Annotated in this window: 23 protein-coding genes; 6 read left to right on the top strand and 17 right to left on the bottom strand. The window is 62.9% G+C overall.

Translation table 11 applies throughout. The annotated features are described in order from the left end of the window. From FHS54_RS05770 to FHS54_RS05820, 11 genes are all read right to left on the bottom strand, one after another. Positions 1 to 1,278: a polysaccharide biosynthesis protein gene (locus FHS54_RS05770; protein WP_167303564.1), complete on the bottom strand. Its 1,278-nt coding sequence runs from the start codon at positions 1,276 to 1,278 to the stop codon at positions 1 to 3. 22 nt (positions 1,279 to 1,300) lie between these two features. After that, positions 1,301 to 2,098, bottom strand: coding sequence for a WecB/TagA/CpsF family glycosyltransferase (locus FHS54_RS05775; RefSeq protein WP_167302881.1), 798 nt, complete (start codon positions 2,096 to 2,098; stop codon positions 1,301 to 1,303). Next, on the bottom strand, positions 2,095 to 3,000 hold the full coding sequence (locus tag FHS54_RS05780; protein ID WP_167302882.1) for a P-loop NTPase family protein: 906 nt from the start codon (positions 2,998 to 3,000) through the stop codon (positions 2,095 to 2,097). Before FHS54_RS05780 ends, FHS54_RS05775 begins: the two co-directional genes overlap by 4 nt. Next, positions 2,997 to 4,355: a GNVR domain-containing protein gene (locus FHS54_RS05785; RefSeq protein ID WP_167302883.1), complete on the bottom strand. Its 1,359-nt coding sequence runs from the start codon at positions 4,353 to 4,355 to the stop codon at positions 2,997 to 2,999. The genes FHS54_RS05780 and FHS54_RS05785 overlap by 4 nt, the downstream gene beginning before the upstream one ends. Beyond that, on the bottom strand, positions 4,352 to 5,779 hold the full coding sequence (locus FHS54_RS05790) for an ATP-binding protein (protein ID WP_243855668.1): 1,428 nt from the start codon (positions 5,777 to 5,779) through the stop codon (positions 4,352 to 4,354). The genes FHS54_RS05785 and FHS54_RS05790 overlap by 4 nt, the downstream gene beginning before the upstream one ends. After that, positions 5,776 to 6,591 carry a polysaccharide biosynthesis/export family protein gene (locus FHS54_RS05795; protein ID WP_167302884.1) on the bottom strand — a complete coding sequence of 272 codons (816 nt, stop codon included), beginning with the start codon at positions 6,589 to 6,591 and terminating at the stop codon, positions 5,776 to 5,778. Before FHS54_RS05795 ends, FHS54_RS05790 begins: the two co-directional genes overlap by 4 nt. Positions 6,592 to 6,616: 25 nt before the next feature. Further along, on the bottom strand, positions 6,617 to 7,756 hold the full coding sequence (locus FHS54_RS05800; RefSeq protein ID WP_243855669.1) for a hypothetical protein: 1,140 nt from the start codon (positions 7,754 to 7,756) through the stop codon (positions 6,617 to 6,619). A gap of 317 nt (positions 7,757 to 8,073) precedes the next feature. Continuing rightward, entirely contained in the window at positions 8,074 to 8,247 is a 174-nt protein-coding gene (locus FHS54_RS05805) for a hypothetical protein (RefSeq protein WP_167302712.1), read from the bottom strand. A gap of 164 nt (positions 8,248 to 8,411) precedes the next feature. Continuing rightward, the gene (locus FHS54_RS05810; RefSeq protein WP_167302885.1) at positions 8,412 to 9,803 is read right to left on the bottom strand and encodes a sugar transferase; all 1,392 of its coding nucleotides are present in this window, start codon (positions 9,801 to 9,803) and stop codon (positions 8,412 to 8,414) included. Between the two features lie 288 nt (positions 9,804 to 10,091). Next, a complete protein-coding gene (locus tag FHS54_RS05815; RefSeq protein WP_167302713.1) occupies positions 10,092 to 10,325 on the bottom strand; it encodes a hypothetical protein in 234 nt (77 codons plus the stop codon). Next, on the bottom strand, positions 10,322 to 10,591 hold the full coding sequence (locus tag FHS54_RS05820; RefSeq protein ID WP_167302886.1) for a hypothetical protein: 270 nt from the start codon (positions 10,589 to 10,591) through the stop codon (positions 10,322 to 10,324). The genes FHS54_RS05815 and FHS54_RS05820 overlap by 4 nt, the downstream gene beginning before the upstream one ends. Positions 10,592 to 10,799: 208 nt before the next feature. On the opposite strand from FHS54_RS05820, the gene FHS54_RS05825 reads away from it, so the two are divergent. Continuing rightward, entirely contained in the window at positions 10,800 to 11,837 is a 1,038-nt protein-coding gene (locus FHS54_RS05825) for a rod shape-determining protein (RefSeq protein ID WP_167302887.1), read from the top strand. Here the strand turns inward: FHS54_RS05825 and FHS54_RS05830 are convergent. From FHS54_RS05830 to FHS54_RS05845, 4 genes are all read right to left on the bottom strand, one after another. Further along, positions 11,810 to 13,147: an MFS transporter gene (locus tag FHS54_RS05830; RefSeq protein ID WP_167302888.1), complete on the bottom strand. Its 1,338-nt coding sequence runs from the start codon at positions 13,145 to 13,147 to the stop codon at positions 11,810 to 11,812. The genes FHS54_RS05825 and FHS54_RS05830 overlap by 28 nt on opposite strands. A 43-nt stretch (positions 13,148 to 13,190) precedes the next feature. Continuing rightward, positions 13,191 to 15,341, bottom strand: a complete 2,151-nt coding sequence (locus FHS54_RS05835) for an acetate--CoA ligase family protein (RefSeq protein WP_167302889.1) — start codon at positions 15,339 to 15,341, stop codon at positions 13,191 to 13,193. Positions 15,342 to 15,424: 83 nt separating this feature from the next. Further along, positions 15,425 to 16,285 (bottom strand): p-hydroxycinnamoyl CoA hydratase/lyase, encoded by an 861-nt coding sequence (locus FHS54_RS05840; RefSeq protein ID WP_167302890.1) that lies wholly within the window; start codon positions 16,283 to 16,285, stop codon positions 15,425 to 15,427. A 34-nt stretch (positions 16,286 to 16,319) separates the two neighbouring features. Beyond that, positions 16,320 to 17,771: an aldehyde dehydrogenase gene (locus tag FHS54_RS05845; protein ID WP_167302891.1), complete on the bottom strand. Its 1,452-nt coding sequence runs from the start codon at positions 17,769 to 17,771 to the stop codon at positions 16,320 to 16,322. 35 nt (positions 17,772 to 17,806) lie between these two features. Between FHS54_RS05845 and FHS54_RS05850 the strand changes: the two genes are divergently transcribed. Next, positions 17,807 to 18,304: a MarR family winged helix-turn-helix transcriptional regulator gene (locus FHS54_RS05850; RefSeq protein ID WP_208404801.1), complete on the top strand. Its 498-nt coding sequence runs from the start codon at positions 17,807 to 17,809 to the stop codon at positions 18,302 to 18,304. Between the two features lie 15 nt (positions 18,305 to 18,319). On the opposite strand, the gene FHS54_RS05855 is transcribed toward FHS54_RS05850, so the two are convergent. Beyond that, entirely contained in the window at positions 18,320 to 19,231 is a 912-nt protein-coding gene (locus tag FHS54_RS05855) for a helix-turn-helix domain-containing protein (protein ID WP_167302892.1), read from the bottom strand. Positions 19,232 to 19,348: 117 nt separating this feature from the next. Here FHS54_RS05855 and pobA point away from each other — a divergent pair, with 117 nt between their 5' ends. The 4 genes from pobA to FHS54_RS05875 all read left to right on the top strand — a co-directional run bounded on the left by pobA (position 19,349) and on the right by FHS54_RS05875 (position 25,371). Further along, positions 19,349 to 20,518: a 4-hydroxybenzoate 3-monooxygenase gene (pobA, locus tag FHS54_RS05860; RefSeq protein ID WP_167302893.1), complete on the top strand. Its 1,170-nt coding sequence runs from the start codon at positions 19,349 to 19,351 to the stop codon at positions 20,516 to 20,518. A gap of 140 nt (positions 20,519 to 20,658) precedes the next feature. Continuing rightward, positions 20,659 to 21,798, top strand: coding sequence for a helix-turn-helix transcriptional regulator (locus FHS54_RS05865; protein WP_167302894.1), 1,140 nt, complete (start codon positions 20,659 to 20,661; stop codon positions 21,796 to 21,798). A gap of 115 nt (positions 21,799 to 21,913) precedes the next feature. Continuing rightward, positions 21,914 to 23,161 (top strand): serine hydrolase domain-containing protein, encoded by a 1,248-nt coding sequence (locus tag FHS54_RS05870; protein ID WP_341785945.1) that lies wholly within the window; start codon positions 21,914 to 21,916, stop codon positions 23,159 to 23,161. 32 nt (positions 23,162 to 23,193) lie between these two features. After that, positions 23,194 to 25,371 carry a TonB-dependent receptor gene (locus FHS54_RS05875; RefSeq protein WP_167302895.1) on the top strand — a complete coding sequence of 726 codons (2,178 nt, stop codon included), beginning with the start codon at positions 23,194 to 23,196 and terminating at the stop codon, positions 25,369 to 25,371. Positions 25,372 to 25,462: 91 nt separating this feature from the next. Here FHS54_RS05875 and FHS54_RS05880 read toward each other — a convergent pair whose 3' ends face one another. Next, positions 25,463 to 26,401, bottom strand: coding sequence for a Gfo/Idh/MocA family oxidoreductase (locus FHS54_RS05880; protein ID WP_167302896.1), 939 nt, complete (start codon positions 26,399 to 26,401; stop codon positions 25,463 to 25,465). Positions 26,402 to 26,465: the final 64 nt, after the last annotated feature.

Raw genomic sequence — 26,465 nt, forward strand, 5'->3', positions numbered from 1 at the left:
TCAGCCCTTCGCCAAATGGTCGCGCCGCCATTTGCGGTCGAGACGCCAGATGCCCAGCATCATCACCAGCTGCGACAACACGACGCCCGCGATGGAGAAGATCGGCGCGACGGCGAGGGTGAGCAGGGTGACGGCAACGATCCCGACGCCGCAGCTGCGCAGGCTTTGCGTGGCGAGCGGACGGAAGGCGCGCCGGGCCTGCGTCAGGACGCTCATGGGCGTCTGGATGCACTGGACGAGGCTGAGCAGCGCGCACAGGGCGACAGCGGTTGCGACTAGCCCATGATCGAGCGTGGGTTTGAGGATCAGGCCGGGGAAGCCGTAGAGGACGACCGCCGCGAGGACGCAAGTGGCGAGCCACAGGAACAGGAGCGCGCCCGTGAAAATGCGTTCCGCCTTGATCGCTGCAACATGATCTCCTTTCGCGACCGCGCGGGTCATGCGTGGCCGTTCCAGCTGCGTGAGGGCGGTGATGCAGACATTGACCGGGCGGAAGAACAGCATCCCCACGGCCACGGGCGCGAAGGCGGCGGGTCCGGCCAGCAGCGTCACGATATAGCTGTGGGAATTGGAGGTGGCTTCGGTCGATAGCACGCCGACCAGCGTCCATGCGGACTGGTCCCGCCACACCGGACGGTAAGCGCGCAGCGCCCGGCCCGGCCCCATGGCGGCATGACGGCGGAGATAGGCAAGGCCGAAGGGCAGTAGTCCGACCAGGCTGGCCGCCACCAGCATCCCGCCAATGCCGGTGATGTCCGCGCCGGTTCGGGTGGCGACCAACAGGCCCGCGACGATCGCTCCGGCATAGGCCAGGTCGGACCATGCTGCGCGCGCGGGCGCATGATGGGCGTAGGCGTTGGACCGCCCGAACCAGCGGACGAGCGACAGCGTGCCTGCCAGCCCGAACATCAGCGCCGCCATGGGGGAAGCCGTCGTCCAGGCGATGGCCGCGCAGATGAGGCCCTGGCTGATCGACAGCAGCAGGTTCACGGGAAAGAAGAAATCGAAACCGGCGCGATCGGCATCGTCGGTCTGGTTGACCGCAATGGTGTAAGGCGTCGAGACGAGCGCGTTCGACAGGCCATATCCGAACTGGATGATCACCAGCAGGAAGGCGAGCGTGCCGATGGCCGCCGTGCCGAGATGATGGATCGAAAATAGCTGCACGGCCAGGTGGCTGACCGACACGATCGCGGACGACAGGCTGGCAAGGCCGAAGCGGCCAAAAAGGCTGCCAAGGTTCCTGATGCGTCCGGTGGACCTATGCGGGTCAGCCAGCTGCGTGTTGGACAGCCGGGTTTCAGGCACGGCGATGTTTCCAGATCAGCCACAGTGCGTGCGGGTTGGTGGTGATGTAGCGCCAGGCGAGTTGGCGAGGACGGGTCACCATGCGGTGCAGCCATTCCAGCCCGGCCTTTTGCATCCACATGGGCGCGCGTGGATAGTCGCCGGTCACATAATTGTAGAGGCCACCGCAGGTGACGATCCACCCGGCCTTGATCCGGTCGCGATTGCGCACGCAAAAGGCCTGCTCACGCGGTTTGCCGGTGCCGACCCACAGCACATCGGGAGCGGCTGCGTTGATGTCATCGATCAGCGCGTCCTCTTCGTCTGCTGTCCAGAAGCCGTCGCGGCGGCCCGCCAGCTTGAGGCCCGGCGTGGACTGGCAGATACGGCGGGCGCATTCGGCATTCACCTGATCCTCGCCGCCCAGCAGATAGTAGCTGACGCCATGTTCAGCGGCGAGCGGCAGGCTGTCGATGAACATGTCGGTCGTGCTGGACCGGTCGGCGATGGGTGGCTGGCCGAACCAGCGGGATGCGGTCACGATGATCTGCCCGTCGGCATGGATCAGGTCGGCCTGGGCCAGGTCAGCCCGGAACGATGCATCGGTGGCGTTCATGGACAGGCCCTGTCCATTGCAGTCGAACACCAGCAACGCAGGCTGTTTCAGCATCCGGCGCAGTGGAGCGTCGCGCACCATCTTGTTGATGAGCGCGTCGAGGGACAAAGTGGAGACGGCGACGCCGCCGACCATCGCGCTCTTTTCCTGTTCGACCGGAGGAAAGGGCTGGTCCAGCGCTTGTTCGGCGCTCATGCGATGACCGTGCCTGCGATCGGGACGCCTTGCCGGTCGAGATCGTCGATGATGCGCCGCATGTCGGCGATTGCCGTATCGCCCCGCCGCGCAACGATGACGGCTGCGTCGAAACCGGCAAGGATGCTGCCAAAGGGGGTCTGTTCGCCCTTGCGTTCGGCCAGGTAGAACAGCATCGATGTGTCGCGAAGGCCCCAGCCATTGGCTGTTTCGGCGAGCGGGCCGCGCGTGATCAGGCTGGTGGCGCTGCCCGAAGCGCGCCCGGCGGTCATCAGCCACAGGCCGTCAATGGCCGTGCGGGCCGCAGGCAGCAAGGCGGCACTGCCCATCAGCTGTTCGGCCAAGCCGGCCTTGTTCGCGACCCGGAACAGCCGGTCGAGCCGGGGCGTGCCCATGTCGACGTCGATCAGCATGGTCGGGCCATCCATTTGCGCCAGCACGACGGCAAGATTGGCAGCCATGATCGCCGCTTCATCGCCAGCGTCGATCGACAGCACGGCAAGCCGAAGCGACGATGGATCGCCGGACTTTGCCGCCGCGCGCATCTTTGCGCGGACGGTTCGCACCTTTGCGGCATAGGGGCTGGCCGGATCGAAAGCGGCGACCACCAGCGGGTCGATCCGTTCATCCCCATCCGGCAGCAGGGCAAAACCGCCCTGCAATGCCGCCAGCAGTCCGGCGGCGTCATCGTCCAGCAGGCCCAGATCGACCGCTGCTTCGTGGAATGGCAGGCCCTGCGAACGGGCGTGCGCATCGACGCGGTTCACGTCGGATTCCGCAAGGAAGCCGTTGTCGACCGCCAGTTTGGCAAAGCTTTGATGGTCCCTGCCGCGGGGACGCAGCGCGCCGCCGCCGCCGGGCATCATATGGGCTGGGGCGCCTGCCGTAGAACGCAGTCTCATGCAGCCTCCTGCTGTTTGAAGAACCAGCCGTTCCGCGCAGGAAGCGGCTTTAGTTCGGTGATGACTTCCACTTCGGTCGCGCGGGTCACGCCAGCGGCTGACCGGACGCGGGGGCGGAGGATTTCGGCCATGACGACGGTGGTGACGCCGCCGATCAGTCCCAATGCGGCCCCCGCGATCAACCAGAGCATCAGGTTGGGCTTGGCCGGGAGCAGCGGCACCGCAGCCTTGTCCAGCAGGCTGGCATTGGGTTGCGATATCTGGCTTTTGAGGGCCGCTTCGTTGAAGCGCTGGCGCACCGTGTCATAGGTCTGGCGCGCGGCGTCCACGTCACGCTGCATGACCATCAACTGGTCCTGCACGTCGGACATGCGGATCATGCGATCTTCCTGCCCCGCCATGTTGGACCGCAGGTCGCCTTCGCGCCGGTTTGCAGCACGGCTGTTCGCATTCACGGCCCCGGCCTGGCTGGCTCTGGCGGAACCCAGCTTTGCCTGAAGTTCGGACAATTGCGCGCTGGCCGCTGCCATGGTCGGGTGATTGGGACCCAGCGTCTTGGAAAGTTCGGACACCTTTGCCGATTGAGTCGCCACCTGTTCCTGCAGGTTCTGGACGATCAGCGATCCTTCGATGTCCGATACCGAACCTGCGCCCGCCTTGGACCGGGCGGCTGCCGCTTCGGCCTGCGCCTGGGTCAGCTGGTAGGACATGTTTTTCAGCTTTTCCGCTTCAAGATCCATGCGGTTGATGCCGATGATGTCATGGGCGCGCTGAAAGTCGGACAGGCGTTTTTGCGCCATTTCATAGCGACCGCGCACTTCCTTTGTCTGCTCGTCGAACCATTTGGCCGATCCGCGAGCGGGGGAGGCGCGCAGTTCGACTTGCTCCCGCATGTAGACTTGTGCCGTCAGGTTCGCGACCTTTGCCGCGATTTCAGGGTCGGCATCCATGTATTGCAGTTGCAGGACGTTGCTCTGCCGCCCGGTGGTGACGGTCAGGCTGGCGCGCACGCGATCCGCCGCCTGCTGGAGCCGCGCGGCGGCGGGAATATCCTTGGGCAGGGCGTCGACGAAGCCTGCTTCCCTGGCCACGGCGTTGATGACCTTGGCCGACCGAATGACGTCGGTCTGGGTGCCAAGGATGCTGTCCACATCGACGCGCGCGCCCTGTTGCGCGTTGGAATCGGTAGGGTCGGTTTGCGACAGGTCCATCAGCAACGACGATGTCGCGACATATTGGCGCGGCTGAAGGAAAGCGAAGATCGCGATGACCAGGAACAGCGCGCCGCCCAGCAACACCGCCGTCCGCCATCGCGCCTGCACCGCCGACAAAAGGTCCATGGGGTTCATGGTCATAGCCCGTCCACTCCCTTGAGCATGGCGCGCATTTCCTCTGCCGGGGTCGGTGGCGGGGGTGCCGCTGCCACAGGCTGCTTGGCCATCAGCAGCAGGAATTGCGGGGCCAGCGTATCTTCGAACATGAACAGTTCCCCGCCCGGCATCGCCGTCAGCGCGGGTTCCAGCCGTCGCATGGCATCCGCCGCCAGTTGTTGATTGACCGATCCGCCGCCCAGCACTTCATCGCCAAGGCGGACGAGTCGGTCGAAGGATATGGTCGACATTTGCGACGCCGCCACGCCCGCCAGTGCGATCATCCGGCGGCTGGTGGTGGCGTCCCACAGCACCCGGCGGAACAGCGCATGGGTCGCGCCGCTCATCTCCGCCCAGTCCTCCAGCGCGGAGGCAAGGCCGTGATCCACGTCAGACAGCGTCATGCGATCCCGCCCGCCCGCTTCGGTGATGAGGGCGGCCTGCATGCCGAAAAGGCGCGCATGATAGGGCGAACCCATCGCCGCACCCGCCAGCGCGTCGAGCGCGTCGGGATCAAGATGAAGCGCGGCGTTGGCAGCGCAGCTGAGCAGCAGCCGCTCCAGTTCCGGCTTGGGAATGGCCGCTACCCGTTGGGGCGCGATGTGCCTGCGCAGTGAGGGGTGGGCAGCGATCAGCCCGTCCACGTCACCGGCTATGCCGACCAGCACGACCTGAACCGGCGAATGGATGTCGGTCAGCAATTTGAGCAAGGTGGCGACGTCGGATTTCGCTTCGTCCGACTTTACCCGGTCATATTCGTCCAGGATCAGGATGGACCGTTGCTTCACATCCTCCACCAGCAGCGCCGCCAGCCGGGTCACGTCGAGCGGTTCGTTCATCAGCTTGCGCGCGCGTTCCTGCCCCGCCGCGCTCATCGGCAGTTCGGTCAGGAAAGGGCGGAAGAGCGAGTCGAAGTCCGCGTCGCCGCTGGCCGATCCATAAAGCGCGATGCAGCCTGCTTCATCGGCCAGGTCGCCGAACACCCGCGCGAGGGATGTCTTGCCGGACCCGCGCGTGCCGAAGATGACGGCGTGCTTGCGCTGAACCACGATGGCTTCGACCAGCCGTTCCAGTTCGCTGTTGCGCCCGGCAAGGCCGTGGCGATCAGATACCGGCATGGCCGTGTTGAAGGCGTTGTAGATGGAATCGCGGCGTAGGCTGATCGGTTTGATCGGCGCGGCCATCGCTCCCATGGACAGCGGGCGTGGATCATTGTCCTGCACCTGCTGCGGGGTGGGGCGGAAACCGGGCTGGACTGGTGTGTCCAGCAGCAGCGGCGGTTGGGCAGGGATTGCCCGGGACGCGCTGACGCCATTGTCGGCGCGGGCCATGGTGCGGCGGAAGGACAGGAGCCAGTCCAGCATGCCGCTGGGCCGATCCTGCGCGAAGCCTTGATCGATTGCGGTCAAAACAGCTTCTCCCGGATGATGAGAACGTCCTCAGGCCGGACGGGGTCGTCCAGATCGGCCTGGATTTCCTTGCCCTCGCGACGGACCTTGATGCGCTTTGTCGACCCGGCGAGCGTCGGGCCGCCAGCGAGGGCGAGCGCCTGGCGGAAGCTTTGGCCCGGCACGTAGGAAAAGGCACCGGGGTCCTGCACCTGGCCGTAGACGTAGATTTTTTCGGCAGGCGGCACGAACAGGATGTCGCCGGGCTTCAGCATGCGATTGGCACCCGCGGTCATGTCGGCGAGCGAGATGCGAATGGGGCCGCTGCCGTCGGCGGGGGTCAGCACGACCGCATTCGCGCCCGCCGTGGTCGATCCCCCGGCCTTCGCCAGCATGGACGCGACCGTATAGTTGCGGTCGAGCGGATAGTTGCCCGCCTGCGGCACATTGCCGAGCACGGTGACGAAACGGCTGACGAAGTTGCTCACTTCGACATTGACGGAGGGGCTGGTGAGATAGCCGCCCGCTGCATAGCTGGCCGCGATCGCCTGAGCGAGTTGGGACGTCGTTTTGCTGCGCGCGGAGATCGGGCCGATCAGGGCGAGGGTGACGGTGCCGTCTGCCTTGATACGGGTGGTCGAGGAAAGGTCGGGCTGGCCGAAGACGGCAATCTTTATTTCATCATCGGGACCCAGCAGATAGCCGGCGTCCACCGTCGGTTGGGCCGGGGTGGTCGCAGTCGTTTCCGTCGGCGCGGTCTGGGCAGAAGCGCCCATAGGGGCCGAGAAAACCAGACCTATCGAAAGGCCCTTGAGGAGGGTTTCTGCTTTCACAGCTCATGCTCCTTCATGTTCGAGGTCAAAATCGGAGCGCCGCGCCCAGCGTCACCTGCGTGCCGCTGAAGTTGGCGACGCTGGTGTCGGTGCGGCGCACATAATGTTGGGCGTCCAGCACCACGTCGGCGCGGTCGGACAATTTGCGCTTCAATGTGCCGCCGAAACGCCGGTTGCGGTCGGCCATGATGGAGAAGGGGCGCAGGGCGGCATCCTGACGGAATTTGCGCCTTTCCAACTCCGCATAGAGTCCGGCCGAGGTCAGTTCCGAAATGGCGAATTCTCCTTCCAGCCGGTGGCGGGTGCGGATGGCGAAGCCGCTGGCGATCAGGCTGTCGTTGACGATGTCGCGCTGGGTCGTGGCGGTCAGCTTCAAGCGGGGCAGGATGCTGCTGGACAGGCTGACATCCCAGCCCAGGCCGTCATAGCTGCCGACGGCTGCGGAATCGCTGGCGACGTCCAGCCAACGCAGTTCGGCGTCGACCTGAGTGATGGGGGATACGGATCGCTGAAACTTCAGGCCCCAGCTGTTGATCCGGTTTTCGATCCCCAATGTGCGCCGGTCGCTGTTCACCCGTTCGTAAAAGGCGGTGATCGTGCCCAGGCTGGGCTTGTGATAGCCGATGCCGCCCAGGAAACTGTCGCTGGTCTGGTCGGCATAGTCGAATGCATCATCGTTGCGGGCCATGTCCCGCCGATAACTGGCGACGGGGAAGAGGCCCGGTCGTTCGCAATTCAGGTCCGCGCCGAAGGTGGTGAAGCGTTGCAGATTTTCCGTCTGCTGGTTCAGGTCGCCATAATCGGCGCGCTGCTGCCGATATGACGCGAGCGGCGTGATCGAACAGGTGGCACCGAAACGAATGACCGCCTTGGCCTCCGTATCGATCCGCAGCTTGCTGCGCTGTCCTTCGGAAATGAAGCGGTCATAGCCCAGACGCCCGCGCAACAGCAGGTCGTGCCGACCGATCGGTTTGCCATAAGCAAGTTCGACCCAGGGCGTCACGATCAGGTCATCGGTCGGATCTTCCACCCGATCATCGACGCGGTAGACATTGTCGTCATATAGCAGGTCAAGACCCGCCGTGGCGGTCAGTCCCATTGTCTTGATGCGGCTGTCATCATCGAGCCGGTTGATCTGCACGCCACTGGTTTGTGCGCGCAGCATGGTCGGCATGCCCGCAGCAACGATGCACCCCGCGAGGACCGCAGCTGCGGAACCCGGCGAGGTAAATGATTGTTTTGCGGGCGCAAAAAAGCGCTTCCGAAAGCACGGAATTACAGGATTAATCAAACGCAGACCCTTTATTGCATTGCAGCAACTCAGGTCATGCTAGCCCCATTTCAGGACAAAACGAACCACCGCAGATGCGGTTGGTCGCGACAATCCAACGGCTCAGTTGGTCGCAAAAGCGGTGTTTTGAAGCCGCCATCGAAAGCCTTGCTTTCGTTCATCTGGGAGCAAGCTAAATCGCACGCATCCGGTCAGAGGATGAGGTAAATGATTCCCGCCACGGTTCCGGCGAATGTCAGGATGCCCGCCCATCGGGACAGCAATTCCACGCCGCGATCGGCACGATCGGCAAAGGATGCGGTCGGAAGGGCAGCCGGAATGACAATGTCGCCCGCATGGGGTCGGCCCTGAGAAGGTCGCGCCATTGCAACCTTTGCGAAATCGTCTGCCACGTTCTGATGTCCGCCCTGTTCGTGAGGACTGACATATCCGATATTGTGGCTAACAAACAGTTATCGCGAGGATTGAAACGCGCTCATCCCGTCGCAAAATGGGCGGCTGTTGCGTAAATGCCGACTGCGTGACGACGTCAGTAGGCGTTACGGTGCACCAACACGTTGAATGTGCCGAACAGTATCCCGATGTCGCGCATCAGGCTCCAGCCATGCAGATATTCAAGGTCAGCTTCGACCCGGTTCAATATGTCGCGACGGGTTTCGGTCGCGCCGCGAAAGCCGCGAATCTGGGCAAGGCCGGTGATGCCGGGCTTGAGCGCGTGGCGGTGCCAATATTGGCGGTCGACCTGCCAGAACAGTTGTTCTTCCGCGGTGGAGCCAAGGGCATGGGGACGTGGTCCGACCAGGCTCATTTCCCCCAGCAGCACGTTGATCATCTGCGGCAGTTCATCGAGGCTGGTCTTGCGGATGAACGCGCCTACCCGTGTGATCCGGTCGTCGTCGCGTTGCGTGGATGCCGACCCGGCAGCATCGCATTGTTCGACGCGCATGCTGCGGAATTTCAGGATGTGGAAGAGGCGATTTCCCCGACCGATTCGCTCCTGTTTGAAAAAGACCGGCCCAGCCGAATCCAGCCGGATCGCAATGGCGACGGCGATCAGGACAGGGGACAGCGCGATTAGCAGCGGCACGGTGATTGCGATGTCGAGCAATCGTTTCTTTGCCCGATTTGCAAGGTTGAGTGGCCCGCGCGCCACGACCAGCGTCGGGACGCCACGGCAATTTCGGACGGCGAGCGGTGCCATGGGATCAAGTTCGGGCACGATGATTTCGCCCAGGATATTCGCGCCTTTCAGCATCTGCGCCCAGTCGGCCTTGCGGTCGCCGGGGCAGGAAATGACGACACGATCATAGTCGCGCAACAAGGTGCCCAGGCGATGCAGCATATAGGGATCGTCAAGGTCCGCCCTGATGCCAACGGCGGCGGCATCGACCAATATCATGCCGGTTACATCGTCAGGGATGACTCCGTCGTCGATGATGAGCAGCTGGGCGAAGAGATTGTCGCTGAAGTTTCGGCGAACCGACTGAACGATCAGCAGGCGCTGGAACGCGAGAAGGATGCTGCTGCACAATATCCCTGTCGAGATGCCCAGTCGCGACAGGTCCCCCGTTGCCTTGAGCGAAAAGACGACCAGCAGGAAGATCAGCAGCGTGCCCGCAAATGCCATGATGGCGTTGCGCAGCGATGGCGTGATGCGCGTGAGGCAGACCGGATTATACGCCTGGTTATGGAAGGCAATGGCGCCATAGACGACCATGCCCCCGGCCAGCGGGTGCCAGAATTCGCCTGCGGCCAGCGGCACGCCCGCCACGCGCAGCCCAATGGCAAAGCCCGCCGCCAGCGCCGCCATGTCGGCGACGAGCAGCAACAGGCATAGCCAGAGCCGGACGGTTCGCTGAACAGCGGATGTGGCAGGCTGGCGACCGGGAGAACCTTCAATCGCCAGATCAATTTTGGACATCTGCAACCCTTTTTATGTCGTAACGTCGTGGCGCGGACGGTCCCAAAGGATCGGCCTGCTTGCATCAGACATTCGCAGCTTTGTTATTTATGTTGCGCAGCAGCAGGCCATAAATGCCAGGGGCAGGCAATTGGGGGTGGGACGCTCGGACGATCTTTTCCGATGATCCGTTGGGTTGGGAGGACATTCCGCCCTGAAGGTGCGACCAACGGAATTTTCGTCTGCTGCAACGCACTCAAAAAATTAACCGATGTGGGACGAATCAGCCGGAGTGGCGCGGCGGGGTGGTCAGTCGAAGATCCACCAGGCGATCCCGGCCACCGCTGTTATAAGCGCTGCGGGCCCTGCCCAGCGCGACAGCAGTTCGATGCCCGCTTCCGCCCGCTCCGCCGACAGGATTCGCCAGCGCGCGGAGGAGGAATGGTCGATAGTGTTGACCGAAATATTGTCGTGACGCGGCGTCACCTGAAGCCCGATGGTGGTGGGACTTTTGTCATCAGCTTCGGGTGGCAGGTCTGTCATTTGCAAGGGCCCCAGGCGTTGACCGCCTTACCCGCGCAGAGATAGCGCGTCTGTCGTCGATTTTGAAGGGCTGGAAAGGATTTACTCTCCGCAATGGACCAGCCCGCCTCGACTGCGGCAGCATGTTCAAAAAACGGTAAATCGCGTTTCAAAATGGGACGCGCAAGAGCATGCAATTCCAGCGCAATTATCAAATCCTTACCTGGATCAATTTGTTTCCATCTTGTCATCATCTGACGGTCATGACTTAGTATCTTTGCAGGCATTTGCCCGCATTGCGACCCGAACTGCCCCGCTTCTCAATCCATGTGGAGCGGGGCTTTTGCAGATATCTATCGTGTCTGCGAGGTTGGAATGCGGTTTCATCCTGGCGCACTAAACGGACGGATCGTCGCACTTCCCTTCTGCTGGGGCTGGCGCTTCTGCAGGGGATCGGCTCCCCGCCTTCGCGCCAGTAGATTGCTTCATATTTCCATGAAATTTCCCCGCTTCTTTTCTTCGTCGGCCTGCGACATGGCCATCGATCTTGGCACCGTGAACACGGTTATCTATGTGCGCGACCGCGGCATCGTGCTGAACGAGCCGTCCGTCATCGCCATAGAAACGCGGCAGGGTTCTCGCCGGGTCAAGGTGGTGGGCAATGAAGCCAAGCTGATGATGGGCAAGACGCCGGCGAATATTCAGGCGATCAGGCCGCTGCGCGACGGTGTCATCGCCGACATCGACGTGGCCGAGCAGATGATCAAGCATTTCATCGACAAGGCGCTGAACGGCAGCAGGTTCGGGCGGCGTCACGAGGTCGTGGTTTGCGTGCCTTCAGGCTCCACCATGGTGGAGCGGCGGGCTTTGCGCGATGCCGCTTCCAACGCTGGCGCGGCCCGCGTGCAGTTGATTGAGGAGCCGATGGCGGCGGCGATTGGCGCGGACCTGCCTGTCACCGAGCCTCGCGGTGCGATGGTCGTGGACATTGGCGGCGGCACGACGGAAGTCGCCGTGCTGTCGTTGCGGGGGGTGGCCTACAGCAATTCGGCGCGCGTCGGCGGCGACCGGCTGGACGAAGCGATCGCTTCCCATATCCGCCGGAACCACAATCTGATGATCGGCGAAGCCACGTCCGAACGGGTGAAGTGCGAAATCGGCGCTGCCACCGCGCCTGATGGTGAAGGACGGCGCATCATCGTGAAGGGCCGTGACCTGGTGAACGGGCGTCCGGCCGAAATGACGATCAGCGAGACGGAGATCGCCGAAGCGCTGGCCGAACCGGTCAACCAGATCAAGATGGCGGTCATGACGGCACTTGAACAGACCGCGCCGGAACTGTCGGCTGACATTATCGAGGAAGGCATCACCCTGACCGGTGGCGGGGCGCTGCTGCGACGGCTGGATGAAGCGTTGATGGACGTCACGGGCCTTCCCGTGAGGGTCGCCGACAGCCCGCTGACCTGCGTCGCGACTGGCGCGGGGAGGGCGCTGGAGGATAGCGCCTACGAAGGCGTGCTGACGCATTCCTGAGGGGAGGGCCGTCTGGCTGGGAGAAGGATCAGGGCGCATGCGGCGACAAGCGATCCCGACGCCATGACCAGCGCCACAACCGGCAGCTTGAAATCGAGCGTGAAGAGGAAGCCGGCAACGATCGGTCCCAGCGCCGCTCCGCCACGGCCGATCCCGATGACGATGCCCGTGCCGCCGGCCCGGACCGTTGTAGGGAAAGCGTGGGCTATGATGGCGTAAAGGCCGACGACAGCTGCATTGGTACAGAACCCCGCCGCCGCCGCCACCAGCGCCAATCCCGCCAGACTTGCCTGACCCTGGCCGAAGACTGTCACCATGGCGGTCGAGAACAGCATGGCGGTGATGACCAGCGCGCGAACGTCGATCCGCCAGCTCAAGACGCTGAGCAAAAGCGCGCCCATCAAGCCGCCGACATTGGCCCATACCAGCACGCCGCCCGCTGCCGACGGCGCGTAGCCCATGTCCACCACGATTTTGGGAACCCATTTCAGAATGAAGTAAAAGGTCATGATATGGGCGAAATAGGATGCGGTCAGCAGCAATGTCGTGCGGGCGAGTGGGGGGGTGAACAGCGTGGCAATGGATGCCTTGGGCGCTGCCATGTCGGGGCTGGGCAGGGCGCTCAGTTGTTGATGACCCATTCGTGTCAGTAGCTTGTTCACGCGGTCCAGCGCGTTTGCGGGCCGCCTCTGCACCAGGAAGCCGATCGATTCCGGCAGCAGGGCGATGCTGAAGGGGAGGAAGATGCCGGTCATGACGGCCCCCAGCAGGAAGATGTCGCGCCAATCCCCCGACACCAGCAGCATGGACGCCACGGAGCCGCCCAATATCGCGCCCATCGGATAACCTGCCGCCATGAGCGCGACGGCCAGGCTGCGGGCGCGGGCGTTGGCAAGCTCTGCGACGATGGCGTTCGTGCAGGCCAGCATTCCGCCGATGCCGATGCCGGTGACAAATCGGACCGCCGACAGGGAGGCAACGCTGAAGGAAAACGCCGCTGCCAGCATGCCCGTCGTCATGACGGTCAGGCACAGCAAGATCGTTGGCCGTCGCCCGATTCTGTCGGCCAGGCCACCAAGCAGCACCGATCCCGCCGCCATGCCGATCAATTCCATCGAAAGGACGAGGCCGAGCGCGGCCCGGTCGACGCCCCATTCGGCAGCAATGCCGGGGGAGGCGAAGCTGATGGCCAGCACGTCGAAACCGTCCAGTGCGTTGAGCAGGATGCACAGGATGATCGCTGTGATCTGCAGGCGGCCCATGGAGCTTTCATCCAGCAGGCGCCTGATGTCCGTTCCGCCAGATGCCATCGTTCATCCCTTCCTTACGTGATGACTGTGATCGCCCGATTGGTCAGGCATTTTTCGGCCCGGTCAGCATGAGGGCATCCAGCGCGACCGCGCCTTTGCCGCGCGGATAAAGGACTACCGGGTTGAGATCGACCTCGTGGATGGATGGTTCGGCGATCATGAGGCGGCCGAGTGTGGCGACGATCTGTGCCGCCGCCTCCACATCCAGCGGAGGGGATCCCCGAAAGCCACGCAGAAGGGCGGCTTGTTTGAGCTTGTGCAGTTCGGCGGCGATGGCTTCGACTGATAGGTCGGGGGTGATCAGGCGCACATCTTGAAGGATTTCCGCGGTGACGCCCCCGAAACCGGCGAGGATGACCGGACCCCAATCAGGGTCGCTTTTCGCGCCGATGATGAGTTCTGTCCCACGCTCGCCCATGGCTTCGAGCAACGCACCGTCGAGGGCGATGCTCGTATCATAAGCGGCGACATTGGCATGCAGGCGGTCCCATCCGGCGCGCAGTTCATCCGCATCGCGAAGGTTCAGCACGACACCGCCCGCGTCGCTTTTGTGGCTGAGGTCGGCGGATTGTGCCTTGAGCGCCACGGGATAGCCGATGTTCAGCGCCGCGCTGAGCGCTTCATCGATGGTGGTGCAGAAAGCGCCGCGAGGGAAGGGGATGCCAAGCGGCGCGAGTATCGCCTTGCACCGATATTCCGGGATGACGCCGCCTTGTTCGGGCAGGCCGGGAGCGGCAAGCGGCGCGGCGTCGGTTTCGCGGAAATCGCGGCGGGCATGGTCGTTCAGGCGTTTGAGGGCGCGAAAGGCGCGTTCGGTTGAGGGGAAATAGGGAATGCCAAAGGCCCGAAGCTGGTTGATATAGTCGGGCAAGATGTCCGCCCCTTCGTCCAGTCCAGCGAGGATGATCGGCTTTTCGGGTTTCAGTTCATCGACCGCGCGCAGGATCGGCGGCAGCTTGATGCCGACGGTGATCGGATCGGTCTGGATGATCCCGGCGACGACGCTGCCGAAACGGTCGTCGGAGAACAGCGCGGCGAGCGTGCGATAATAGAGGTCGGGTTCGACCAGCCCCTGCGCCGTCAGGTCCAGCGGGTTGGAGACCGGGACGAAAGCGGGAAGCGCGGCGCGCAGGGCCGGGGCGTTGCCGTCATCCACTTGCGGCAGGTCGAGGTCGATCGCTTCGCACAGGTCCAGGGTCAGCGCCTTGAACGCGCCGCTTTCCCCCAGCACCGCGACCCCGCCCGCCGGGATCGTGGGACAGCGCAGCGCGATTTCCGCGACGTCGCCCAGTTCTTCGAGCGTTTCGACCAGGATGACGCCCGCACGTTCCACCTTCACCCGCATGACCTGATAGTCGCCCGCGATCGCTCCCGTATGGGTGGCTGCGGATTCCCGCGCGGCGCTGGATTTTCCGGGGTGGAGGAGGACGATAGTCTTGCCCAGCGCGCGCGCGCGGCGGGCGGCGGCGAGGAAGCGTTGCGGCTTGCGGAACTGCTCAACGATCATGGCGATGACCTGCGTCGCGTCATCGCCGAGCAGGTGATCGACATAGTCCTCCACACCCGAAGCTGCTTCGTTGCCGGTCGAGATTGAGAAGGAGAGGCCAAGGTCGCGGCTCGCCAGCGTCGTGCACAGGACGCAGGCCATCGCCCCGCTCTGCGATACGACGCCGATGCCGCGACGGTCACCCAGGGGCTGCACGCTGGTTTCGACAAAGGTCAGCGGTATGCGGTCGATGAAGTTGGTCATGCCCAGGCAATTTGGCCCTTCGATCACCATGCCCGTTTCGGCGGCGATCCGGCCGATCTCGCGCTGTTCGGCAAGGCCTTCCTCACCGCCTTCGGCAAACCCGGCGGAAAAGATGACGACCGCGCCGACATTGCGTGCGGCCAGCGCCTTGACAGTTTCGAGCACCGCGACGCGGGGGATGGCGAGGACGGCGGCGTCCACGCCATCGGGCAGGGCGTCGACCGATGGCAAGCATGGCCGTCCGTCGATCTCCGCCCGTTTAGGGTTGATGAGGTGGATGTCGCCTGAAAATCCGTTGCGGAGGAGGTTGGAGAGGACGGACGCGCCCAGCGCGCCGACCTTGTCGGACGCGCCGACGATTGCGACCGAACGTGGGCGCAACAGGCGGTCGAGCGATGTGCCGCTATCGGTACACATGGGCGGATTCAGGGCCTCGACCGTCATGGGTCAGTCTCTCCAGTAAAATCGGCAGTTATTCCTGCCGGGCCGCCCATGTTGAAGGTCCGGCCCCGTCGTAACCAGCCCTGTCAGGCGCTCTGTTTGGACTTGTCGTAAGCGCCCAGACCCGGCTTGTAGCTTTTATCGTCGATAAACTGCTTGATGCCTTCCTTGCGGCCTTCATTGTCGAAGCTGTTGGCCGCTTCCTGTGCGCGGATCAGATAATCCTCGGCATTGTCATAGGTCATTTCGCGGACGCGGCGAACGGCGTCCTTTGTGGCCTTCAAAGCGACGGGGTTCTTGGTCAGCAGCTTTTGTGCGACTTCGGAGACGCGGTCCTTCAACTGCGCGAGCGGCAGCGCCTCGTTGACGAAGCCCCATTGCGCCGCCGTCTTGCCATCGACATTTTCACCCATCAGCGAATGATACATGGCGTTACGAAAGCTGGTGAGTTCGGTCGCGACCTTGGCAGCGCCGCCGCCGGGCAGGATGCCCCAGTTGATTTCGGACAGGCCGAACTGCGCATCGTCCGCCGCGAAGGCGAGGTCGCAGGCGAAGAGGGGGCCATAACCGCCGCCAAAGCACCAGCCGTTGACCATGGCGATCGTCGGTTTCTGATACCAGCGCAGCCGCCGCCACCAGCCATAGCTTTCGCGCTGCGCCTCGCGCGTGCCTTGCAGCCCGCGCGCTTCGGTTTCGCGGAAATATTCCTTCAGATCCATGCCCGCCGTCCAGGCCGTGCCTTCGCCGGTGAGGACCAGGACGCCGACATCATCGCGAAACTCCAGCGCGTCGAGCACGCGCATCATCTGCCGGTTCAGGCGCGGGGACATGCAGTTGCGCTTGTCCGGGCGATTGAGGCTGACCCAGGCGACGCCATTTTCGACGGTGAAGGCGACGGTTTCGAGTTCGGTCTGTTCGACGCCCTCGACATGCAGGATGTTGGTCATGGGAAAAGTCTCCGCAAAATCATTAAAGAGGGGATCAGATCGGATAGTGGCCCGGCTCGGTTTCGATGGTGATCCAGCGCAGTTCGGTGAAGCTGTCGATCCCGGCGCGGCCGCCGAATTTGCCATAGCCCGACGCCTTGACCCCGCCGAAGGGCATCTGCGCTTCGTCATGGACGGTCGGGCCGTTCACATGGCAGATGCCGGACTGGATCTGCCGCGCGACCTTCAGCCCGCGCGCGGTGTCGCGCGTGAAGACAGAGGCGGACAGGCCATATTCGGTGTCGTTCGCCAGTTCGATGGCATGATCTTCGTCACGGGCACGGATGATGCCGACGACCGGGCCGAAACTTTCGTCGCGGAACAGCTTCATGCTGGGCGTCACGCCGTCGATGACATGGGCGGGCATCAGGACGCCGTTCGCGTCACCGCCATTCAGCTGCGTCGCGCCCGATGCCAGTGCATCGTCGATCAGTGAACGGACGTGGGCGACGGTCTTGGCATCCACCACCGCGCCCAGCGGCGTCTTGCCTTCACGCGGGTCGCCCACGGCCATGGTGGCGACCTTGGCCCTGAACTTTTCGGCAAAGGCATCGGCGACGGCATCGACCACGATGATCCGTTCGGTCGACATGCAAATTTGGCCCTGGTTCATGAACGCGCCGAACGCTGCGGCCTTTACCGCTTCATCGAGATCGGCATCGTCGAGTATGATCAGCGGTGCCTTGCCACCCAGTTCCAGCAGCACGGGCTTCAGATTTTGGGCGCAGCGTACCGCGATGATCCTGCCGACGGCGGTCGACCCGGTGAAGTTGACCCGGCGCACGGCGGGGTGATCGATCATCGCACCGACGACTGCGGCAGCGTCCTGCGGCGCGTTGGTGATGAGGTTGACGATGCCGCTGCCAAGGCCCGCTTCCACGAACGCTTCCACGATCAGGCCGTGGGTACGCGGGCATTGTTCGGAAGCCTTGAGCACCACCGTATTGCCGCAAGCCAGCGGCACGGCGATGGCGCGGGTGGCGAGGATGATCGGTGCGTTCCACGGTGCCATCGACAGCACCACGCCGGCGGCTTCGCGGATTGCCATGGCGATGCAGCCGGGCTTGTCGGACGGAATGACCTCTCCACCGATTTGCGTGGTGAGCGCCGCTGCTTCCCGCACGATAGAGACGGAGAGCATCAGGTTGAAGCGGGCCCACCCCTCGGTTGCGCCGACTTCTTCCATCATCGCGTCGACGAAATCGGCGACCCTGGCGTTGAGGGCATCGGCGGCCCTCATCAATGCGGCGCGGCGAGCATTGGGGCCAAGTGCGGACCATGTGGGGAAGGCGGCGCTCGCGGCATTGACGGCGGCGATGGCATCATTCGTGCTGGCGGCGGCGGCGCGGGTGGCGACGGCTCCTGTAACCGGATTGATGCGGTCGAAGGTCGAGGTCGCATCGCGCGATTCGCCGCCGATAATCAGGGAAATTTCCGATTGTGGCATGTTCTCGCCCTCTCCTATTGTTATGAAACATACCAATGTTGATTGTTCTGGGCAATAACATTATGGTCGAGGGGATGGAAAAGAAGCGCGCCGACGACCAATTGACGAATCCTGTGACGCAGCGTTTGGGCTATCGCCTGCGCCGGGCGTCCTCCGCGATGATGGCCAATCTGGGCGCGGCGCTGGAAGCGATCGGTCTGCGCCCGGTCGAAGCGACGATCATCATGCTGATCGGTGCCAATCCAGATTGCATTCAGAGCGATATTGGCCGCACGCTGGGCATCAAGCGGGCCAATATGGTGCCGCTCATCACCGCGTTGACGCAGAGGGATCTGGTGCGAAAGTCGCCTGTCGATGGTCGTTCGGTCGCCTTGTCCCTCACGCCGTTGGGCGAGGAAGCATGTGCGCGGGCGAACAGGATCATGACCGCGCATGAGCAGCGTTATGAAGAGAGGCTGACGCCTGAAATCAGGCAGGCGTTGCAGGATGCGCTGGATATTCTTGAACGGGAAGAGCCGGGCGCGACGGCATAGGGTGCCGCCGCCCGGTTAGACAGGGTCGGGTGAGTGCGCCTGTGCCGTGTGCGCTCTATATGCGCGCGGCGGCATTCCGGCGCGACGAACGAAGAAGCGCGAGAAATAGGCGGGATCGTCGAACCCCACGGCATAGGCGATTTCGGTCACGGACAGGTTGGAATAGAGCAGCAGGCGGCATGCTTCCAGAAATGTGCGTTCGTCCAGCATCGTGGCGGGAGCCGCCGCCGCCACGTTGGCGCAGGCCTGACGCAGCGCGCTTTCACTGATGCCGAGTGCGCGCGCATGGACCGCGACGGGTTCACGTAGGCGGAAACGCTGTTCGATCCGATCACGCAGTCGTGCAACGAGCATGGCCTGGCGGCCCGGCACGTTCACATTGGCTTCCGACACCGTCGTCACGCGCAATATATGGACCATGAGCCACAGCAGCAGCGATTCCACGGCTGCGCGGCGGCCGCGCCCGGACCAGCCAAGCTCCTGCGCGAGACGCTCTATCCGATGTTCGACCGGCGCGCGTTCCTGTGGCGGGAGGGCAACTGCGCAGGCCCTGCGGAACAGGGCGGTGAGATCCGGGTCGCGCTGGAGCAGGTGGGAGAGGTAGAGGTCCGCAATCGTCGTCACCCAGCCGCGCGAGTCCCTATGCCAGGTGAAGCCGTGGACCACGCCTGCGGGGATGAGGAGCATGCAGGGCGCGGTGAAATCCACAGTGTCACCCTCCGCCCGCATGGAGCCGCCGCCCTCGGCGATCAGGATGATATGGTTGAGGTCGCGGTGGACATGAGGCCGGATCGTCCATTCGCTGGGGCGGGATCGGTCGTCCAGGGCTTCGACATGGACGAACCCCTCTGCGACGCTGCGTACCGGTTCGCCGTAGAGATAGAAGGCGGGGATCGGCGGCGATGGCGTGGGTGATGGTGAGGGCATGGCAGGTCCCATGGCTGTTGGATTGTCCAACTAATAGACGGATGCCGCCCTGTCGGACAAGCGCCGGTGGCGTCATGTTCGATCAGGAAGGTCGCAGGCCGATTAGGGAGGATCGTCATGAGAACGCAGGTCGCCATCGTGGGCGCTGGCCCCGCCGGTCTGTTGCTGGGGCATTTGCTGCGCGCGGAGGGTGTGGACGTTGTCGTGGTGGAGCGCGCTTCTGCCGATTATGTGCTGGGCCGCATCCGCGCAGGCGTGCTGGAGAGGACGACGACGGACCTGATGGACCGCATCGGCCTGGGCGAGCGGATGCACCGCGAGGGGCTGGTCCATTCGGGTTTCCATCTGGCCGACGGCGAACGGTTGATCCATATCGACATCGAAGCCCTGACCGGCAGGCAGGTGATGGTTTACGGCCAGACGGAGCTGACACGCGACCTTATGGATGCCGCGCCTGGCCGTGGACTCCAGATCGTCTATGAGGCGTCCGACGTGTGCCTTCACGATGTCGAAAGCGACGCGCCCTATATCAGCTACCATAAGGGCGGCGTGGCCCACAGGATCGACGCGCAGTTCATATGCGGCTGCGACGGCTATCATGGGCCATCCCGGCAAGCGGTTCCGGCTTTGGTAGCGACGGCTTATGAGAAAAACTATCCCTTTGGCTGGCTCGGCATCCTCGCCGATGTGCCGCCATGCAGTCAGGAACTGATCTATGCGAACCATGAGCGCGGCTTCGCGCTCGCGTCGATGCGGTCTGGATCGCGAAGCCGCTATTATGTGCAAGTGCCCCTGGACGACCGGATAGAGAATTGGCCCGACGAACGGCTGTGGGACGAACTGGCGATCCGGCTGGGGCCAGAGGCGGCGGCGCATATCGTGCGCGGCCCGGCGTTGGAAAAGTCGATAGCGCCTTTGCGTTCCTTCGTCTTTGAACCGATGCGGCATGGCAGGGTGATGCTGGCGGGGGACAGCGCCCATATCGTGCCGCCAACAGGGGCCAAGGGGCTGAACCTGGCAGCATCGGACGTGCATTATCTGTCGGAAGCGCTTTCCCGCTATTTCAGGAGCAATGATAACGACGCTGTCGCAGCCTACTCCGGTCGCGCGCTGGCGCGGGTGTGGAAAGCGGAGCGTTTTTCCTGGCAATTGACGCGATTGCTCCATCGTTTTCCCGACAGCGACGCGTTCGATCGCAAGATGCAGATCGCCGAACTGGACTATATCGCATCGTCCGTCGCCGCGCGGACGGCGATTGCGGAAAATTATGTCGGATTGCCTCTGTAGCGGGGGGCGGTGCCTGTGCAGTGGAGAAATTACTGTCTGCTCCTCGCGGTATAGTTTGTTATCATGAATAACATTTGTTATCGTAGGCAATCCGTCTCCGCAGAAAATAATAAGCGCGCGGCGATGGAGGGAGGGATGCAATGGCAAACGATCTTAGCACGCGAATTTTGCCTGATCTTTACGGATGTTGCGATCATCCGGGCCAGTGGCGTTCTCTGCTCGACCAGATTTGCGAAGGTCTTGGCGCTCGTAGCGCAGCCGTGCAGATATATCGTCGGGAGGGGGATTTCCTGTCACGCAGGTGGCAGGAGCGGGATTCCTATTCGCATGCCCATGCGTCGCAGCATGACCGATGGATCAACAATGCCGAAAACCCCCGGCTTGCGCTGAGTGAGCCGAATAAGTCGCTCGCCGTCCTGACCGATGATGAGCGTTTTGGCGCGCGCTCCCCGCAACTGGCCGAAACGCGCCATCGCCTGGCGCAGGTCGGGCTGAGGGGGGGGACGGGTATCCTCTTCGAATTCGAACCATCCCGCTATTTCAGCCTGATCCTTCACAGGCGGATTGACGACCTGGTCGACAGCGATCGGATAGACGCGACCTTCCTGCGGGAAATCGGCCCGCATCTTTTGTCCTTGTCGCGCGTGGTGGCCAAATTGCAGGCAGCAGATGTGGCAGAGGCGGCGATCCGGTCGATCACGGATCGGCTGCGGGCGGGCATATTGGTGTGCAGCAAGAATGGCGAGGTGCGCTGGCGCAATCGCGCGGCATCAGAAATATTGGCGAGCGGTGCGTCGCTGACGCTGGGCAATGGGCAGTTGCGTGGGGTGTCAGCCGATAGCCGGCACAGGCTGGAGCGGCTTTTGTCGCCAGCCTGCCGCGATGACATGATCGCGACCGTGTTCGGATCACCGGGCGGGAGCATGGTGCAGGCCATCGCCATTCCCTCCAGCGCGTTGGAGGCGGGGTTGGCACAGGGGTGGGGCGAGGAACAGGATGACGTGGCGATGATCCTGATCGATCCGGGGCAGGCACCACCGCTTTCGGCCGGGCACGTCATGTCCCTGTTTGGCCTGACGCCTGCCGAAGCGCAGCTGGCCATCGCCCTGTCCCAAGGCATATCACTGAACAGCTATGCCGACCGTCGCGGCATATCGGTGGGCACAGTGCGCATCCAGATGAAACGGATATTGGAAAAGACGGATAGCCGCCGTCAGGCCGACCTGGTCGGGAAACTTTATGGGTCTGCCATAGCGCAGATATACGGCCACCTGCATTGAATTGCCGATGGCGCGGCATATCCCATTTGGGAGCCGCGCCGATTTTCCGACAGGTTCACATTCAAGCCAATCAGGTCGACGGGCATCGTTCGACCAAAGGGCATAGGATGTGTGTGTGCACAAGCGGACAGGATTTTTATCAAGCTTCGTTCTGGGGACATTGTGCGCGGCAGCGCAGCCGGCGGTCGCTCAGCAGATGTTGCCACCGGTGCTGACGGAGGGGCCGCCCTCCACCGTGCCGGTCGCGGTTCAGATCGCCCGTTGGCGCATGCTGGACGGGGATATCAATGCCCTGACTTTCCGCAGCATGGACCGGCTGTTCACGACCCGCACCGTCGCCCATGCCGGAGCGCCATGGCGCCTGCCGCGCGCGGACGCCGCGCTCGATTTCACCTATGGTTTCGGCGGGAAAAACTACACGGCACAAGATTTTCTCGACCGCACCTATACCAACGCATTGCTGGTGATGAAGGACGGCAAGATCGTCAGCGAAATCTATCGCAACAACAGTGATGAAAACAGCCGGTTCATTGCCTGGTCGATGACCAAGTCGATTACGTCGCTGCTGGTGGGGTGCGCTCTGACGGAAGGGCGGATCAAGTCGATCGACGACAATATCGCGACCTATCTGCCCGAACTGAAAGGCGGGGGCTATGACGGCGTCACGATCCGACAAATCCTGCAAATGCGTTCGGGCGTGGATTATGAGGAGCGATATGATTTCGCCAACCCCGGCGTCGCCGCGCGCAATCATATCGCGGCGCTGGTCAAGAATGTCGCGCGCTTTGCCGACGTCGCCCGGACGGCCAAACGGCTCCATAAACCGGGCAGCGTGTTCCAGTATAAAACGCTGGATACCGCAGTGCTGGGCTGGCTGATCGAGCGGGTCAGCGGCACGAGCGTCGCGGCCTATACCGCGCAGAAATTGTGGGAGCCGATGGGCGCGGAGCAGGACGGCTTTTACATCATGGACGGCCAGCCGGGCGTCGGACGCGAATTCAGCGGCGCGGGCTTTAACGCGACGCTGCGTGATTTCGCGCGGATCGGCCAGATGATGCTGGATAATGGCCGCGCCAACGGGCGGCAGGTGATCCCCGCCGACTGGGTGCGCACGTCCACCGCGCCATCGACCCCCGCCGACGCGAACGCGCCGGGCATGCCGACCGGCTATGCGATGCAGTGGTGGGTCCTGGACGACAAGGGCGCCTATTCCGCGCTGGGGCTACAGGGCCAGTATATCTACGTCGACCCGCGTTCCCGCACCGTTGTCGTCAAGATCAGCTATTTCCCGCCGGGTGACGAAAAGCCCACTGCGGAAACCGCAGCATTCCTTCAGGCCGTATCCGCCTGGTCGCCGAAATAAGTACAAGAGAAGCAAGAATGGGGAGACAAAAAATGAAGCGTATATTGCTCGTAACCTCCACGGCCATAGTCAGCCTGTGCACCGGGCAGGCGTGGGCGCAGGACGCAACGCCGCAGGCTGCCGCGTCTGACCCGTTGGGCGAGATCGTCGTGACCGCCCAGCGCCGTACCGAAAATCTGCAGAAGGTGCCGGTTTCCGCCAGCGCGCTGGATGCAAGCGCCCTGAAGGCGAACGCCGTCGTCCGGCTTAACGACCTGCAAAATGCCACGCCGGGCTTGTCGATTTCGGACGCGGGGGTCACGTCGGCTATCAACATTCGCGGCATCGGCCTTGCCAGTAACTCGCCCAATGTCACCGCCGGTGTCGCGACCTATGTCGATGGCCTGTTCCAGCCGCCGATCGTTCAGGCCAACAGCTTTTACGATCTGGCCAGCGTCGAAGTGCTGCGCGGGCCGCAGGGAACGTTGGTCGGCAGCAACTCGACCGGCGGCGCGATCTTCATCAACTCACGCAACCCGGATGTCGACCGCATCAGCGGCTATGCCGAAGGCAGCGCCGGGAACCGGGGTAATTTCGGATTGGAAGGCGCGCTGAACGTGCCGCTGTCCTCCAATCTCGCGGTGCGCGGCGCGGGTTTCTACCGTGGACATGACAGCTATTTCACCGACGTCGGCCCCTTTAACAACAAGGCAGGCAAGCTGGACGAAAAGGGCGGTCGGATCGGCGTGTTGTGGGAACCGGGCGACTTTCGCGCGCTGTTGAAGGTCCAGTATAATGACCGCGATATCGGCGGTTATGCTTATCGACCGATCAGGGGAACTGAATTTGGCGATTTCCGCGTCGGTGATATCTATACCCTGAGTTATGACACGCCGGTTGCGATCCGGGAAAAAGCGTTCATCGCCAGCCTGGAACTGCGCCAGGAATTTGCCAACGGCATCGTCCTGCGGTCGTTGAGCGGGTATCAGAGCAAGAAGATCGAGGGCGTCAACGACCTTGATGCTTCGCAGGCACCCGGCGGTATCCGCGAGGATTATTATGCTCGCGAACGGCAGTATAGCGAGGAGGTCAATTTGATTTCGCCTGCGGGCGGGACGTTTGAATGGATTCTCGGCGGCTATTTCCAGCGGAACGAGATCAAGGTTCGCATCCGCCAAACTCAGGTAGGCTTCCCCACCGACATCGACCCGGACAATGTGCGCACGACGCTGGGCGCTTTCGCACAGGGCAGCTACCGGATCACGCCCGACGTCCAGCTGCAACTGGGCGGTCGTTATTCGCACTATAAAGCGAGCGGCGTGGGGCAGGTGCGCATCGGTGCGGGCATCCCCGGCTTTCCGCCGGGCGGTCTGCCGGTGGCGGACCTGTCGGGAGCGCATCAGGATGGACGCGTGACGGGCAAGGCGGCGATCAACTGGACCGTTGACCCCGACAATCTGCTCTATGCCTTTGTTGCGCGGGGATACAAGCCGGGTGGCTTCAACGCCGTCGATTCCGAATTCCGGCCGGAAACGGTGTGGAACTATGAAATCGGCTGGAAGGCGAGCCTGTTCGACCGGCACGTCCGCACGCAGATTTCCGCTTTCTACAATGATTATTCGGCGTTCCAGTTCGAAGTGGTGGAACCCAGCACCGGCTTTAACGGCGTGCAGAATATTTCCCAGGGAACGATCAAGGGCATTGAGGGGCAGTTGCAAAGCAAGTTTGGCGGATTCAGTTTCGACGCGAACTTCGCCTATGTTCACTCAAAGCTCAGCGGGCTTACCTTCGTCAACACGCGGGCGATCCCGTCGGGTAATTTGGGGCCGCAATGTCCTGTCGGAACGCCATCGACGCCGCCCTTCTGTTACGATTACACACCGGCGATCATCACGACCGATGGTGGACCCAACCTCTATTCGCCCAAATGGACCTATGGTGGCAGCGCTGCTTATGAATTCCAGCTGGGTGATGACGTCACACTGACGCCGCGCGTAAACTATTCCCATGTAGGGTCGCGCTTTACCTACCTCGCTTATTCTCCGGTGTCGGACCGGATCGCGGGATATGGGTTGCTGTCTGGCATCGTGACGCTGCGCACAGGGCAGTTCCATATCGAAGCCTATGGCACCAACCTGACCGGCAAGCGCTATGTCAGCGGCCAGTTCGGGCTGCGCGAATTTTACGGCGCGCCGCGTGAATATGGCATTCGGGCTGGCTTTACCTTCTGATATGAAAAGGCCCGCCGGTGCTGCACCGGCGGGCCTTTTTACGCGCTTTTCATAAATTCGCGCGGGCGGCTGACGCCCGCGCGGTTATGTTTCAGCTCAGTTGCTTTTCCAGTTCGCCCAGCACGCGGTAACAATCAAATACCTGCGCGACAGAGCTGTTGGGTTCGGTCCCGTCCCGGATGGCCGCGACGAACGCGCGATCCTGCAGCTCTATGCCGTTCATCGACACGTCCACCGCGCTGACGTCGATCGGTTCTTCCTTGCCATTCATCAGGTCGTCATATCGCGCGACATAGGTTTCGGTGTCGCCGATATAGCGAAAGAAGGTGCCAAGAGGCCCGTCATTGTTGAAGCTGAGCGACAGGGTACAGATCGCGCCGGTCTCGCTCTTGAGCTGGATCGACATGTCCATGGCGATGCCCAGTTCCGGGTGGATCGGCCCCTGCATCGCATGCGCCGCCACGATCTTGCCAGCCTGATAGGCGAACAGGTCGACGGTATGCGCGGCGTGATGCCAGAGCAGATGGTCCGTCCAGCTGCGCGGTTCACCCTTTGCATTGATGTTGCGGCGGCGGAAGAAATAGGTCTGCACGTCCATCTGCTGAACGTTGAATTCGCCCGCCTTGATGCGGTTGTGCACATATTGATGGCTGGGGTTGAACCGGCGGGTGTGGCCGACCATGCAAACCAGGCCGGTTTCCCGTTGTTTGTCCAGCACGGCCTGCGCGTCCGCCCAGCTGTCGGCCAGGGGAATTTCGACCTCCACATGCTTGCCCGCATTCATGCAGGCGATCGCCTGGGCGGCGTGCATCTGGGTCGGAGTGCACAGGATCACCGCGTCCACGTCATCACGGCTGAGCGTTTCGTCAAGTTCGGTGGTCGCATGGCCGATGCCATATTTTTCCGCCACCTTCTTCGTCGCGTCCAGTTCGCGACCGATGAGGGACGTGACGGTGACGCCGTCGATATTCTTCAGCCCGTCGAGATGTTTCTCGCCAAAGGCGCCGGCTCCCGCAAGGGCGATGCGCATGAAATTCTCCTTATATGGATCAGGATAGAGGGTTAAGCCGACCTGCGTAAGGGCGGCGAATAGG

The organism is Sphingobium vermicomposti (genome assembly GCF_011762025.1).
GTDB classification, from domain to species: domain Bacteria; phylum Pseudomonadota; class Alphaproteobacteria; order Sphingomonadales; family Sphingomonadaceae; genus Sphingobium; species Sphingobium vermicomposti.